Consider the following 14,052-nt stretch of genomic DNA (forward strand, 5'->3'; position numbering starts at 1 on the left):
TAAATTGAGGGTCCTTAACACATAGACCGTATGAAAAAGAAGCTATTGTGGATACTGCTGCTTATCATTATAGGCATACAATTTATCCGGCCCACCCGTAATGAATCCACCACTATTACAAATAACGACATTAGCCAGCTTTATTATATTTCCCCGGAAGTAAGCGCTATCCTTAAGCGTGCCTGCAATGACTGTCATACCAACAATACCATCTATCCCTGGTATACCAATGTACAGCCGTTTGGCTGGTGGATGCAGGAGCATGTAGATGATGGTAAGCGTAATCTGAACTTCAGTGAATTTGGCACCTACAAGCCCAAAGATCAGGACCACGCTATGGAAGAGATCATTGAAGTAATTGAAAACAACGCCATGCCGCTCAACAGCTACACCTGGATGCATAGCGGTGCCAAGCTAACTGAAGAAGAGAAGGAAATGCTGATCGAATGGGCTAAACAACTAAAGGCAGAGATTGCAGCGGTGAAGTAGGATTTTCCTAACTTTGCCCTCCATTCATGCAGGTACACGTTGCACATAAATTACTTCAGCACCAGTTCTGGCTTTCGCCTGACCGCTGTGTTTTCTGGGAGGAAGAAAAAGCACTGATCGTTTCGGATCTTCATTTCGGCAAATCGGGGCACTTTCGCAAACACGGTATACCCGTTCCACAAACAGTTTATAAGAATGATCTTCAGCGACTGGTAAGCCAGCTACAATATTTCCAACCTAAGCAACTCATCGTGGTGGGAGATCTGTTCCACAGTCACCAGAATAAGGAACTGGAGTTATTCAAAAGATGGCGCCATGATCTTGCCGACCTGCCCATCCGGCTGGTAAGAGGCAACCATGATATTCTGCACGAACAATGGTACCAGGAAGCAGCCATCGAAGTAATAGAAGATTCACTGAGCATCAACAATCATTTCCACTTTATACATGACCTGCTGCCGGAGCAAATGAACAACACCGGAACAGACTACTATTTCTCCGGACACCTGCATCCCGGTATCTCAATTAGCGGCAAAGGCAGACAATCACTTTCCTTCCCCTGCTTCTATTTCACGAGAAGCTTTTGTGTGCTGCCAGCCTTTGGACAGTTTACAGGTCTGGCCATGATCCGTCCCGCCGCCGATGAAAACGTATTTGCGATCGTCAACAAACAGATCATCCAATTGCAATGAGCACTGCACACTTGAAGATCGCCTACGATCCTATCTATGCTCACCCATTGCCAGAAGGGCACCGTTTCCCGATGCTGAAGTATGAGCTCATTCCAGAGCAGTTGCTATATGAAGGCAGCATTACTACCAACAATTTGTTTGCGCCAACACCTTGTCCGGATGAAGTAGTGCTGTGGACACATGATGCCGCCTACCTCGAAAGACTGCACCAGCAAACACTTTCCGCTAAAGAACAACGACACATCGGCTTTCCACAATCGCCTGCATTAACGCAGCGCGAACTGGTGATCGCACAAGGCACCATTGATTGCTGCCATTATGCAATGGAGTATGGCGTGGCGATGAATGTGGCCGGCGGCACCCACCATGCTTTTGCCGATCGTGGAGAGGGATTTTGCTTATTGAATGATTTCGCCATCGCCGCCAATTACCTGCTCCACAAAAAGCTGGCAAATAAAATACTGATCATCGACCTTGATGTGCACCAGGGCAATGGGACGGCCCGGCTGTTTGAAAACGAACCATGCGTGTTCACTTTCAGCATGCATGGCGATCACAACTATCCTTTTCATAAAGAACGCAGCGATCTGGATGTTGCCTTGAAAGATGGCACCAACGATGCTATCTATTTACCGCTATTGGAAAACACGCTGCAAACACTGATCACACAACTGCAACCCGACTTTGCATTCTTCCTCTCAGGTGTAGATATCCTGGAAACAGATAAATTCGGCAAGTTGAAAGTTACCATACCAGGTTGCCACAGAAGAGATGAAATTGTATTTTCACTCCTACGCCAACACCGCATTCCCTGCACAGTAGCGATGGGCGGCGGTTACTCCCCCGACGTAAGGACGATCGTAGAAGCTCATTGCAATACTTTCCGTACCGCGCTGGATATTTACTTCTGACCTTCCCCAAATAAAACAGCGCAATAACCAGTAAATACTGACTATTGCGCTGCAAAAAAATTGACATGCGACTTGTGCTGGTCTTCAACAAACAGAACTGTCAACCTAATGTCAATCACATAAATCCAAGTGAACCGTCCGTATTAATTCGTTTTAATTTGCTTTCTTCTTTTTCAGTTTGCTTACCTGCTCCTGCAGGTCGCTTACCACACTGGCCAGTTGGTTCACATCCCAACGTTGTTGGGTGTTGGCTTTGCTGATCACCATGGTAGCCTTCCACAATTCGATCACATCTTCCGCATTGATATTGTAAGGTTGATAAGCCACGTTATCACTGATCAGGGTAAACTTGTTCTTGGCACGTGTATTTTTCAACACACGTTTATATACAATACCTTCATTACGGGAAATAACGATATACGTGTTATTGTTCCTTACTTCTTCCACATCATCTACCTTCTCACCTACAATCACAGAACCACTGGGCGTAGGCAGCATCGAGTCTCCCACAATTTCAAAAGCCCTGTAAGAGCCCGGCGCCAGCATGGGAAGGGTAAAAGTATTCAGTTCATCGAGGAACTCAGGGTCTGCATAACCAGCGAGGTAGCCGGCCGCAGCTTTTACAGGCACCAGTTGTATCTCTGCGGAGCCGGTGGCCATCTTTTGAGCACGTCTTTTGGCCAGGTAATTACCTTTCGCATCTCCAAGGTCTTTCAGCAGCAACTCATCCAACGAGAGCTTGAACATTTCACCCACTTGTTCCAACACTTCAATACGTGGATCAGCCCTTTCTTCTTCATAGGCGCCCAGCAAAGAACGTTTGATGCCAAGTTTAGTAGAAAACTCTTCCTGCGTCCAGCCTCTTAGCTTGCGGAGATATTTAAGGTTTTTACCAGCTATTGCCATAGACTAATAATTTTAGCATCAAAAATACTAACTATTTTATCATTCTACCAAATATTTTATAGATAAAGTGTTGAGCCGACATTAAATCTTATTAAAATACCCGCACAACTCACTACGCACATTTCTCAATCCATCCTCCTTCCACTTTCACAACGCCTGTTTAAGTGCAACATTTGCGTCACTAATCTTTTACCCTATAACCCGTAACAGCCATCTAAAACAAACAACATGATCAAGAAGATCAAGAAAGTCCTTAAGTGGACAGGGATCGTTATTGCCACACTTATCATCATCCTGATAATTACTGTATCATTCAGGCAGAACCTGAAGTTCGAAGCCCCCTACCCTGATCTCAAGGCATCAACCGATAGCAGCATTGTTGCGCGCGGCAGGTACCTCGCCTATGGCCCTGGACACTGTGCCGATTGCCATGGCGATCCCAATGCACGCGAGCTGCTATTGAAAGGTCAGGAAATAGCCCTTTCCGGTGGTATGCCTTTCAAATTACCCATTGCCAATATCTATGTTCGCAACATCACACCCGATATGGAAACAGGCATCGGTAAATTGACCGATAAAGAAATTGCCCGCATGTTGCGCTATGGCGTAAGGCCCGACGGCACAGCCGGGCTGAACTTTATGCCTTTTCATGATATGACTGACGAAGACCTTACCGCCGTCCTCTCATTTTTGCGCAGCCAGCAACCCGTAAAACATAAAGTGCCCGACCATGAGATATTCGCGATGGGCAGGGTCGTAAACGCCTTTCTCATCAAACCGGTAGGTCCCAGTGGTGAAGTACCCAAAAGCATTCCCCGCGATACCACCGCCACCTATGGTAAATACATCGCCAACAGCGTGGCCAATTGTGTGGGCTGCCACACCAACCGCGATATGATGACCGGCGCCGCTATCGGGCCCGAGTTTGCCGGCGGGCTCAAAATGGAATCAGTCGTAGATCCGGAAAATTACTCCGTCCTCACTCCCAACCTTACGCCCGATCAATCCGGCAGGCTGTATGGCTGGTCGCAGGAACAATTCATCAAAAGATTCCGTCAGGGAAGGATCATCCAGCACAGCCCCATGCCCTGGCCCTCCTTCTCCCGTATGAGTGATGATGAGTTGAAAGCCCTTTATAAATACCTCAATAGCCTGAAACCCGTGAAAAACGAGATCAAAGAGGTGGTAGTGGCCAACAAACAATAATTTTCATATCCCTTACCCACTGATTATCAATAGCAGGGTTCAAAATTCAGGCGCTGGATTTTGGACCCTTTTTTCTGCCTTTTTGCCCGTAATAAGTGCAACCTATTACCACCAATCGTCAGCTTTCACTCCCACCGCTTTTCCTTACCTTTGACGTCCTGTCAAATTGGCTCGTTATCAAACTATAGCACCTTTTTTGACAACAGTAATGGCCCACAGGTTCTGCAGGTGTTTACAAAGCCCTGTGCCCGTACGGATCAGCAGGACCAGTGAGCGCTAATTTTGATTAAATCATTCAACCAGCTTATAATCATGTTAGGTTTTTTATCGAAAATGTTCGGAGGCAGTAAATCGGAGAAGGATATTAAAAGTATCCAGCCTATTGTGCTGCAGATCAATCAACACTTTGCTGCCTACCAGTCACTGAGCAACGACCAGTTAAGGAATAAAACACAGGAATTCCGCCAACGTATAAAGGCCCACCTGCAAAAGATCGATGAAGAGATTGCCGGGCTGAATAAACAAGCCGAGGAATTGCCTGTCAGCGATATCACCGGCAAGGATACTATTTACCAGGAGGTAGATAAGCTGATCAAGGACCGGGATAAGCAGATCGAAGAAGTGCTGAAAGAATTGTTGCCGGAAGCGTTTGCCGTGATCAAGGAAACAGCACGCCGCTTCAAGGAAAATACCGAGATCGTAGCTACTGCTACCCAGCTCGACCGCGACCTGAGTGTAAAGAAAGAATATATCCGTATAGAAGGCGATCAAGTCATCTTTAAAAATACCTGGAATGCCGGCGGCGCGCCCATTACCTGGAACATGGTGCACTACGATGTACAGCTGATCGGCGGTACTGTACTCCATGAAGGAAAGATATCTGAAATGGCCACGGGTGAAGGTAAAACCCTGGTGTCTACCCTCCCCGCCTATGTAAATGCACTGGCCGGTGAAGGTGTTCACATCGTAACCGTGAACGACTACCTCGCCAAACGTGACTCTGAGTGGAACGGCACCATTTTCGAATGGCTGGGCCTCACTGTAGATTGTATCGATAGGCACCAACCCAATAGTGCCGACCGCCGCAAGGCTTATCAGGCCGATATTACGTACGGTACCAACAACGAATTTGGTTTCGACTACCTGCGTGATAACATGGTGCATACGCCCGAAGAAATGGTACAACGCAAGCACCATTTTGCCATGGTGGATGAGGTGGACAGCGTATTGATCGACGACGCCCGTACCCCCTTGATCATCTCAGGTCCGGTGCCCCGTGGCGACGATCAGCAATACCATATCCTGAAAAGCCGGGTAGATGCATTGGTAGGTATGCAGAAACAGGTTACCAACAAATACCTGAACGAAGCCAAGAAATTATTTGAAGCAGGCGATGATGAACCCAAGAGTGGTGGTCTGGCCCTGATGCGCGCTTACCGTGGCTTACCCAAAAACAGCGCCCTGATCAAGTTCCTGAGCGAACCAGGCGTGCGGGTGAAACTACAGAAATCAGAAAACTATTACCTGGCCGATCAGCAAAAGCAAATGCCGACAGTAGACCAGGAATTGTTTTTCCATATCGACGAAAAGAACAACCAGGTAGAACTGACCGATAAAGGTATCCAGGCCATCACCAAATCAGGAGAAGATCCTGAGTTCTTCGTGCTGCCGGATATTGGTGTTCAACTGGCAGAGATTGAAAAAGAAGAGCTGGACAGCGAAGAAAAGCTACAACGCAAAGAAGCCGTACTGAACGACTATACCATCAAGGCCGACCGCATCCACACCGTACAACAATTGCTGAAAGCCTATACTTTATTTGATAAGGATATAGAGTACGTAGTAATGGATGGCCAGGTAAAGATCGTGGACGAGCAAACAGGCCGTATCCTCGATGGACGCCGTTACAGTGATGGTTTGCACCAGGCTATTGAAGCGAAGGAAAATGTAAAGATCGAAGCGGCTACACAAACCTATGCTACCATCACCTTACAGAACTACTTCCGTATGTACCACAAGCTGGCCGGTATGACCGGTACAGCCATCACCGAAGCCGGTGAGCTTTGGGACATCTACAAGCTGGATGTAGTGACTATTCCTACCAACGTAACCGCCATCCGTAAAGACCACGAAGACCTGGTATACAAGACCAAACGTGAAAAGTACAAGGCCGTTATCGATGAAATAGAAAAGCTGCGTAATGAAGGCCGTCCCGTACTGGTAGGTACCACTTCAGTAGAGGTGAGTGAATTGCTGAGTAAGATGATGGCGGGCAAGAAGATCCCACACAACGTATTGAACGCAAAACAACACGCCCGTGAAGCACAGGTGGTGGCAGAAGCTGGCCTGGCCGGCGCTGTAACCATCGCCACCAACATGGCCGGTCGTGGTACGGACATCAAGCTCGGACCTGGCGTTAAAGAAGCAGGTGGTCTGGCCATCATCGGTACAGAACGCCACGAAAGCCGTCGTGTAGACAGGCAGTTGCGTGGTCGTGCAGGCCGTCAGGGTGACCCTGGTACTACTCAGTTCTATGTATCACTGGAAGATGAGCTCATGCGTTTGTTCGGTAGTGAGCGTATCGCTTCCATCATGGACCGTTTCGGCTACAAAGAAGGCGAAGTGATCCAGCACAGTATGGTGACCAAAAGCATCGAACGTGCACAAAAGAAAGTAGAAGAGAACAACTTCGGCATTCGTAAGCGCCTGTTGGAATATGATGACGTAATGAACAAACAGCGGAACGTGATCTACAAGAAACGTAACCACGCCCTGTTTGGTGATCGTCTGGCTCTTGACCTCGATAATGCCTTCTACATTGTAGCAGAAGGATTGATCAGTTCATTCCAGGAGCAGGACGATTATGAAGGCTTCAAGATGGCTGCTATCGTAAACTTTGGTATCGATAGCGCTATCACAGCAGAGGAGTTCAGTAAAGGCAATCCCAATCAACTGGCAGACCAGCTGTATGCTGAGGCTATTGCCCGCTATCAGCGTAAGCTGACCGACGTGCAGCAACAGGCAGTGCCGGTATTCAAGAATATACGCACCACACAGGGTAACCATATCGAAAACGTAGTGGTGCCATTCACTGATGGGAAGAAAGGCATGCAGGTATTGGCCAACCTCAACAAAACCGTTGATACCAACGGCCGTGAGCTGACCAACGCGCTGGAACGCCAGATCACATTGGCCATTATCGACGATGCCTGGAAAGAGCACCTGCGTGCCATGGACGATCTGAAGCAAAGCGTACAAACAGCTTACCTGGAGCAGAAAGACCCGCTGGTGATCTACAAGATCACAGCCTTCGACCTGTTCAAGCGCATGGACAGTGATGTAAACAAAGATATCATCAGCTTCCTGTGCCACGCCAACATACCGCAAGAACAACAGAACCCGCAGCAGATCAGGGAAGGACGTGAAGAAAAGACCGATATGAGCCGCATGTCGGCCAACAAAGAAGAGATCGACCGTCGTGGTGATGACTATGCAGCTAACGAGAACGATTACTATGATCCTTCTACGCCTCCTGTAAAGCAGGAACCAGTACGTGTTGGCCCCAAGGTTGGCCGCAACGATCCTTGTCCTTGTGGTAGCGGTAAGAAGTTTAAGAACTGCCACGGCAAAGACGCACAATAATTTCAGTTATAATATTATAAAAAGCATTCACGCAAGTGGATGCTTTTTTGTTTGGCAACGTCACTACCCTACCTGAATTAGCCTATCTTCCGCTTTTCCTTATGATACGCAGCCATAACCGACTTATAATATGGACGATCATCGTCCACTTCTTTATTGTAGTAGGCGCCGGACATGGCGTTGCAACTTTGGGTATAATTGAAATTTTTAGCTTCACCGATATCGGAGAACTGAGATTGCATACATCCTTACTATCTCCCTTCAAAGATCCCTGGCATGCCTTTGCAATAAGCAGTCTGTTGGGGCAGATAGCCCTTGCATTCTCTATGTTATTAAAAAAGGAGAAAAGAACCGGTAAAATGATATTGCATATACTCGGATTGCTTTTCTTATGGCTAAGCATTTATTATTTCACGCATGATGGAGCCTTCCGCCGTGGAATATCTATCAGCATGATCTTTTACATCCCGCTTTTCATTCTTACACTTGTACCCATTTTCCTCGTTATTACCAGGCGGTCATTATCATAAAAAATCATTAAAAGACAGGAGGCAGTTTGTTGATCACAAATCAATAATACATTTGCTTACTAATCTTTCATAAGCCATGAAGAATCTGAAAATAGCTACCGCACAATTTGAAAACAAAAGCGGCGACAAAGCCTATAACCTTTCCATTATAGATCAACTGGCGCAAAAAGCCGCAGCGCAGGGAGCTAATGTAATTGCATTCCATGAATGCTCCATCACCGGCTACACCTTCGCCCGGCAGCTTACCAAAGAACAAATGCTGGCCATTGCAGAGCCGATCCCCGATGGAGCAAGCATTAAACGGTTGCAGACGATCGCAGCGAAGCATAATATCACTGTACTCGCCGGCCTGTTTGAAAAAGACGAGCAGGACAATCTCTTCAAAGCGTACGTATGCGTTGACAAGAACGGCCTCATTGCAAAATACCGCAAGCTACATCCGTTTATTAATCCCTACCTTATACCCGGCAATCAATATTGCGTATTCGACCTGCATGGCTGGAAATGCGGCATCCTGATCTGCTATGACAACAACATCATTGAAAACGTAAGAGCCACCACGCTGCTGGGCGCACAGGTTATCTTCATGCCTCACGTAACAATGTGTACACCTTCTACCCGACCCGGCGCAGGCTTTGTCGATCCGGTGCTCTGGGAAAACCGCGAAGCCGATCCTACTTCTCTCCGATTGGAATTTGATGGCATGAAAGGCCGCGACTGGCTCATGAAGTGGTTACCAGCCCGCGCTTATGACAATGCGATCTACGCCGTTTTCTCCAACCCCATCGGCATGGACGATGACCAACTGAAAAACGGCTGTTCCATGATCATCGATCCGTTTGGGGATGTAATTGCAGAATGCCGTACATTAGGTGACGATATTGTAACTGCCACCATCACACCGGAGAAACTTACTCAGGCAGGTGGCCACCGATACATAAAGGCACGCAGACCTGACCTGTATCGTGACATCATTGGAAAAGAACATACTGCTGAGCAAAAGGTAGTATGGTTACAGAAATAGGCACTTATGCACTTCACCATTAAAAAAGAGCTGGTAGAAAACCGTTACATGCCGGGATATGGCAGACTGGAATTCTGCTCTATGTTTACAGTTACGGAAGCGGAGAAAAATGTCGGACGCTTCTTTTATAGTGATGAAGTTTCTTTTTTAGCTTTCGGAGAAAGAGACATACGTATTAATTACGTCCGGAAGCTCCTTCGTCAAACTCTCTACCCCATCGTAGATCAAAAAGATGGCCAGGCAATAGGCGGCTATGACAGGAGGGATTATACAGGACCTTCCACTCCTTTCGGCAAGCTTTTTCTGGGAGACAGTATGTATCTCACCCAGAAAACAGCACATACATATCCTAAAAACGACAAACAACAACATATTACTATATGGGTAGGCAATATCGTGGAAGCAGCAACTTATCATATTAGAGTCAACAAACCTACTTTCTTCTCACTACGTACAGTACAGGTAGGCAATTCCCCGTTTGAAGGAGAAATAGAGCTGCATGGAAACAACCTGTTACTCCTATTTGCCGGCATCTTTCTCGTACAACAGGTCCTTGAATTTGAAGACGGCGATTAAAAGAACTTACACTTATGTACACAAAAGTCTATTGGCTACACCAGTTCAACAATGCCGCCAAGCTGGGTATTATGGCCCGGCCACGTGGGGGCGACTGGCTCACGCAGGAGATTGCTCAGCTAAAGAAGCAAGGCGTTCAGGTGTTGGTTTCATTACTGGAGCAACAGGAGATTACTGAACTGGGATTGAATGCCCAACAGCAAACATGTACAGCCAATGCCATAGAATACATTAATTTTCCCATCACAGACAGAAGCATCCCTGTATCAACGGAGAAAGCAAAAACGCTGATAGAAGCCCTGACCGAAAAGATCAATAATGGCAGTCCGGTCGTTATTCATTGCAGAATGGGCATCGGGCGGTCATCTATCATGGCAGCTTGCATATTGTTGAAAGCAGGGTACAGACCAAACGAAGTGTTATCACATATCAGCAAAATACGTGGACTTAAAGTACCAGATACTGAAGAACAGGAAAAATGGTTAAAGCGCATACAATAAACGACATTATCAGTATGAAAAACATCATCACACTACTCGCCATAATTATCTCGCTCTTCACGCTGCAATTGCACGCGCAAACACCACCCGAGCCCAAGCTCAAGATCACTCACCTCACCGGCGACTTCTATGTTTATACTACTTACAACCTGTACGGCAAGAACTATGTCCCTTCCAATAGCATGTATGTGGTTACCAGCAAAGGCGCGATCATGATCGACGTTCCCTGGGATACGACGCAATACCAGCCTTTGCTCGACAGCATCAAGTCCCGTCACCATAAAGAAGTAGTGCTCTGTATCTCCACCCACTTCCATGAAGACAGGACTGGCGGCTTATCTTTTCTGCAACGCAAAGGCATCCCCACCTGGTCTACCCAACAAACCTGGGCACTTTGTAAACAACACAACATAGCACCTGCCGCCTTTCGCTTTAAACAAGACACGACTTTCAACATAGGCAACCATCCATTCCAGGTCTTTTATCCCGGCCCGGGCCATGCCCCTGACAACATAGTGATCTGGTTTGATAAAGAAAAAGTGCTGTATGGCGGCTGCTTCGTTAAGAGCACAGAAGCCACCGGCCTCGGCAACCTGTCGGATGCCAACGTACAGGCATGGCCCGCATCCATTCACAAGGTTATGGGCAAATTTCCCAACCCACGTTATGTGATACCCGGGCATGATGGATGGCAGGATAATCGGTCATTACAGCATACCTTGCAATTGCTAAAGGACCATAAACCATGAAACGCCCTTTCTGGCAGGCGGCCATCCGCTTTATTTTCTTTGGGAACTATTTCTACGGACTATGCGCCGTAGCCTTGTCCATTGAAGCCAGCCTGCAGCAACAATACCCGCTGAACAACCTGTTATATTATACCATCGTTTTTTGCGCTACCGTACTCTACTATACACGCGCCTACATTACCGATAATAAAGCTGTCACCAGCAACCAAAGAACCAATTGGTACATTGAGTTCAAACGGTGGGTAGTTTTTTCACAGATCATACTTACCATCATAGTCGCAGTAGGAGGAGGGATATTTCTGTACAAAAACTGGCAGGCCATCAAATGGATGTCCTGGCAAAACTGGGGACTGATATTGATCTTTCCCGTTACTGCAGCTTTGTATTATGGCATCAACAGTAAAAAGCTGGGCAGGTACAACCTGCGCAATTCAGGCTGGCTGAAACCATTTGTAATAGGCTTTGCCTGGGCAGGATTGGTGACTGTCTACCCCGTATTATTTTACAGCATCGATTATGGGCTACATTTTCAGCCCACCCTCGTAGGCCTCTTTCTCTTTATTAAGAATTTCATGTTCATCACAGTACTGTGCATCATGTTCGACATCAAGGACTATGCTGTCGATTACAACCGGCAGCTCAAGACCTTTGTGGTGAAGGTGGGCCTGCGCAATACCATCTTCTATATCATCATTCCGCTGTGCGTCATTGGCCTGATGTCCTTTGTATCTTACGCCATGCTCCGCCATTTTCATTTTATGAAAATAGCATTGAACATCATCCCTTTTGCCGCCCTGATCGCAGTGGCCTGGTCTATGCACCGCCGTCAATCCATCCTCTACTACCTCATCATCATCGACGGCCTTATGCTGGTAAAAGCGCTCTGCGGTACCATCGCCATGGTTTATTTTTAACCTAATGGTATTTGGGTAAAAAGTAAATTTGACAATTATTTAAACGACTCATAAATAATGGCTTATACTACATAAACCATTATAGCCGGTAAGTAAGAACCTATATCCGCCACACACAGGATTTTTGGTATTGATTTTCCGCTACTATCTTTGTGCAAGCTACCCCTGAGTATAACAATAAGCCGGTGGCACCGGCTTTGCTTATGGAGTACCCTAATGAAGTTCTACTATTATGAGTCTCGGAAGTAAAGTAGTAAGCGCCAGGAAGAGTAAAGGCCTTACACAGGAACAACTGGCAGAGAGAGCATCCGTCACCGTACGCACCATACAACGTATTGAAAGTGATGAAAGCATTCCACGCGATTATACCCTGAAAGCTATAGCCGCAGCCCTCGGTATGCCTTTGGAAGACTTTATCTCGGTAAGGTCTTGTCTCAATAAAGTTTGTACGGCTTACCTGTCTGTGCAGGAAGAAAAGCCAGCCGAGCCAACAGAAAACCGTCACTTCCTCCAGCTACTCAATCTCTCAGCATTCTCTTACCTCGTAGTACCTTTTATACATTTCTTAATTCCTATTTTCCTGCTGAAGAAGAGAAAGGATAAAGACGATGTTCTTCAAACTACCGGTCAGCGTATTATCCGTCAACAGATCTACTGGACCGTTTCCACCCATTTTCTGATGTTCCTCACGCTTGTTTACAACCTGGTACAAGCCACCTGGTTCGACAAAAGCCACCTGCTCAATTACCTTTGGGTGTTTGCAGGCATGTACATCCTCAACGCTTTTATCATCTTTTTTACGGCTATCAGGATCAGGCATAACAGCCGCAATTATTATGTAAATAATTGATTGACAGCACATGTCAGGTAAATGTCGGGCGAATGTCGGGTACATTCCGGCTACTCTTGCCCTAACTTGCCTGCATGAAAAAACGCCTATTATTCCCGGCCCTGCTATCCATCTTTTGTTTGCAAAGCACCCAGGCACAAATACCTCCTTCCCTTCCGGCCAATCAGTTAATCCTTGCTGCCGGTAACCATACTTTGCCATTGCGCTGGAATGGAGATACACTCGCCGGGCAATGGAACCCATACGCAGCCCTTCTCATCCCGGTCACTATTGCCGGTTGTCCGCATACCTTCTACATGCAATTTGACACGGGGTCTCCTTATACCCTTTTCTATGGCAACAAGCTACAGGCTATTTATCGGAAATACCCCGCTACCACTGCACTGCGCAATGTTGGCGACAGCCTCAGCAACTTCCGTTTCAAAGCAGGGTCGCTCTCCATTACTGCCCGCCAGGTGCCTGTCCGTACATTCGACAGCACAACTATTGACTGGAAAAACAAACGCGCACCCATCATCATCGGCACCCTTGGCACTGACCTGATCGATAACAAAGTAGTAGTAATCGATTATCCACGGCAACAACTACACATTTCAGATAGCCTGCCAGCAGCTTTTCAAAAAGGTATCACCACCGGGTTCCACTTTTCTATGCGTCGCATCCTGTTGCCGGCGGAAGTGGCCGGCAAAAAAACGATCCTGTATTTCGATAGCGGCTCCAGTGCCTTTGAACTGCTCACCGATAAAGCCACCTGCAGCAAGCTGGCTGCCGACACCTTACTAACGGTCCGCTACCCCGTACAATCCTGGGGGAAAACCTTAATAGCCAATACGATCACCACCACCGACAGCATTACATTAGCGGGTCATACCATTCCCCTTCGCCACGCCACCTGGATAGAAGGCGTTAGCGACACGCAGGTAAACCAGATGATGAAAATGGGAATAGGCGGCATGACGGGCAACAAATTATTCATATCAAATATATTGGTATTGGATACCCGCAACAAACAGTTTAAGCTATTTTGAATATAACATCACGGCAGCGCTTATCCCGGAATCTC

Annotated in this window: 14 protein-coding genes; 13 read left to right on the forward strand and 1 reads right to left on the reverse strand. The window is 47.0% G+C overall.

Annotated elements, in window-relative coordinates; translation table 11 throughout:
• Nucleotides 1-30 precede the first annotated feature (30 nt).
• Genes AC5JBY_RS27425 through AC5JBY_RS27435 form a run of 3 tightly spaced genes read left to right on the forward strand, consistent with a single transcriptional unit; the run spans nucleotide 31 to nucleotide 2,092 of the window.
• Complete coding sequence (locus tag AC5JBY_RS27425; RefSeq protein WP_495907873.1) at nucleotides 31-489, forward strand: heme-binding domain-containing protein; 459 nt, start codon at nucleotides 31-33, stop codon at nucleotides 487-489.
• Nucleotides 490-515: 26 nt separating this feature from the next.
• On the forward strand, nucleotides 516-1,181 hold the full coding sequence (gene pdeM, locus AC5JBY_RS27430; RefSeq protein WP_495907874.1) for a ligase-associated DNA damage response endonuclease PdeM: 666 nt from the start codon (nucleotides 516-518) through the stop codon (nucleotides 1,179-1,181).
• The gene (locus AC5JBY_RS27435; RefSeq protein ID WP_495907875.1) at nucleotides 1,178-2,092 is read left to right on the forward strand and encodes a histone deacetylase family protein; all 915 of its coding nucleotides are present in this window, start codon (nucleotides 1,178-1,180) and stop codon (nucleotides 2,090-2,092) included. The genes pdeM and AC5JBY_RS27435 overlap by 4 nt, the downstream gene beginning before the upstream one ends.
• A gap of 153 nt (nucleotides 2,093-2,245) precedes the next feature.
• On the opposite strand, the gene AC5JBY_RS27440 is transcribed toward AC5JBY_RS27435, so the two are convergent.
• A complete protein-coding gene (locus tag AC5JBY_RS27440) occupies nucleotides 2,246-2,998 on the reverse strand; it encodes an XRE family transcriptional regulator (protein WP_495907876.1) in 753 nt (250 codons plus the stop codon).
• A gap of 228 nt (nucleotides 2,999-3,226) precedes the next feature.
• Between AC5JBY_RS27440 and AC5JBY_RS27445 the strand changes: the two genes are divergently transcribed.
• The 10 genes from AC5JBY_RS27445 to AC5JBY_RS27490 all read left to right on the forward strand — a co-directional run bounded on the left by AC5JBY_RS27445 (nucleotide 3,227) and on the right by AC5JBY_RS27490 (nucleotide 14,017).
• Nucleotides 3,227-4,204, forward strand: coding sequence for a c-type cytochrome (locus tag AC5JBY_RS27445; protein WP_495907877.1), 978 nt, complete (start codon nucleotides 3,227-3,229; stop codon nucleotides 4,202-4,204).
• 312 nt (nucleotides 4,205-4,516) lie between these two features.
• Nucleotides 4,517-7,846, forward strand: a complete 3,330-nt coding sequence (gene secA, locus AC5JBY_RS27450) for a preprotein translocase subunit SecA (protein WP_495907878.1) — start codon at nucleotides 4,517-4,519, stop codon at nucleotides 7,844-7,846.
• A gap of 101 nt (nucleotides 7,847-7,947) precedes the next feature.
• Nucleotides 7,948-8,376: a hypothetical protein gene (locus tag AC5JBY_RS27455; RefSeq protein WP_495907879.1), complete on the forward strand. Its 429-nt coding sequence runs from the start codon at nucleotides 7,948-7,950 to the stop codon at nucleotides 8,374-8,376.
• A gap of 76 nt (nucleotides 8,377-8,452) precedes the next feature.
• Entirely contained in the window at nucleotides 8,453-9,400 is a 948-nt protein-coding gene (locus AC5JBY_RS27460; RefSeq protein WP_495907880.1) for a nitrilase family protein, read from the forward strand.
• Between the two features lie 6 nt (nucleotides 9,401-9,406).
• Entirely contained in the window at nucleotides 9,407-9,976 is a 570-nt protein-coding gene (locus tag AC5JBY_RS27465) for a hypothetical protein (RefSeq protein WP_495907881.1), read from the forward strand.
• 14 nt (nucleotides 9,977-9,990) lie between these two features.
• Nucleotides 9,991-10,476 carry a phosphatase domain-containing putative toxin gene (locus AC5JBY_RS27470; RefSeq protein ID WP_495907882.1) on the forward strand — a complete coding sequence of 162 codons (486 nt, stop codon included), beginning with the start codon at nucleotides 9,991-9,993 and terminating at the stop codon, nucleotides 10,474-10,476.
• A 23-nt stretch (nucleotides 10,477-10,499) separates the two neighbouring features.
• A complete protein-coding gene (gene bla / locus AC5JBY_RS27475; RefSeq protein WP_495907971.1) occupies nucleotides 10,500-11,225 on the forward strand; it encodes a BlaB/IND/MUS family subclass B1 metallo-beta-lactamase in 726 nt (241 codons plus the stop codon).
• Nucleotides 11,222-12,139, forward strand: coding sequence for a UbiA prenyltransferase family protein (locus tag AC5JBY_RS27480; protein ID WP_495907883.1), 918 nt, complete (start codon nucleotides 11,222-11,224; stop codon nucleotides 12,137-12,139). The genes bla and AC5JBY_RS27480 overlap by 4 nt, the downstream gene beginning before the upstream one ends.
• 232 nt (nucleotides 12,140-12,371) lie before the next feature.
• The gene (locus tag AC5JBY_RS27485; RefSeq protein WP_495907884.1) at nucleotides 12,372-12,989 is read left to right on the forward strand and encodes a helix-turn-helix domain-containing protein; all 618 of its coding nucleotides are present in this window, start codon (nucleotides 12,372-12,374) and stop codon (nucleotides 12,987-12,989) included.
• A gap of 74 nt (nucleotides 12,990-13,063) precedes the next feature.
• Nucleotides 13,064-14,017 carry a hypothetical protein gene (locus tag AC5JBY_RS27490; RefSeq protein ID WP_495907885.1) on the forward strand — a complete coding sequence of 318 codons (954 nt, stop codon included), beginning with the start codon at nucleotides 13,064-13,066 and terminating at the stop codon, nucleotides 14,015-14,017.
• Nucleotides 14,018-14,052: the final 35 nt, after the last annotated feature.

It is taken from the genome of Paraflavitalea sp., from assembly GCF_059502485.1.

Coding starts and splice junctions, on each gene's coding strand:
- AC5JBY_RS27435 (WP_495907875.1), top strand. CDS start 1,178: ATGAGCACTGCACACTTGAAGATCGCCTACGATCCTATCTATGCTCAC.
- AC5JBY_RS27460 (WP_495907880.1), top strand. CDS start 8,453: ATGAAGAATCTGAAAATAGCTACCGCACAATTTGAAAACAAAAGCGGC.
- AC5JBY_RS27485 (WP_495907884.1), top strand. CDS start 12,372: ATGAGTCTCGGAAGTAAAGTAGTAAGCGCCAGGAAGAGTAAAGGCCTT.
- AC5JBY_RS27480 (WP_495907883.1), top strand. CDS start 11,222: ATGAAACGCCCTTTCTGGCAGGCGGCCATCCGCTTTATTTTCTTTGGG.
- AC5JBY_RS27490 (WP_495907885.1), top strand. CDS start 13,064: ATGAAAAAACGCCTATTATTCCCGGCCCTGCTATCCATCTTTTGTTTG.
- AC5JBY_RS27455 (WP_495907879.1), top strand. CDS start 7,948: ATGATACGCAGCCATAACCGACTTATAATATGGACGATCATCGTCCAC.
- AC5JBY_RS27425 (WP_495907873.1), top strand. CDS start 31: ATGAAAAAGAAGCTATTGTGGATACTGCTGCTTATCATTATAGGCATA.
- AC5JBY_RS27470 (WP_495907882.1), top strand. CDS start 9,991: ATGTACACAAAAGTCTATTGGCTACACCAGTTCAACAATGCCGCCAAG.
- secA (WP_495907878.1), top strand. CDS start 4,517: ATGTTAGGTTTTTTATCGAAAATGTTCGGAGGCAGTAAATCGGAGAAG.
- AC5JBY_RS27465 (WP_495907881.1), top strand. CDS start 9,407: ATGCACTTCACCATTAAAAAAGAGCTGGTAGAAAACCGTTACATGCCG.
- AC5JBY_RS27440 (WP_495907876.1), bottom strand. CDS start 2,998: ATGGCAATAGCTGGTAAAAACCTTAAATATCTCCGCAAGCTAAGAGGC.
- pdeM (WP_495907874.1), top strand. CDS start 516: ATGCAGGTACACGTTGCACATAAATTACTTCAGCACCAGTTCTGGCTT.
- AC5JBY_RS27445 (WP_495907877.1), top strand. CDS start 3,227: ATGATCAAGAAGATCAAGAAAGTCCTTAAGTGGACAGGGATCGTTATT.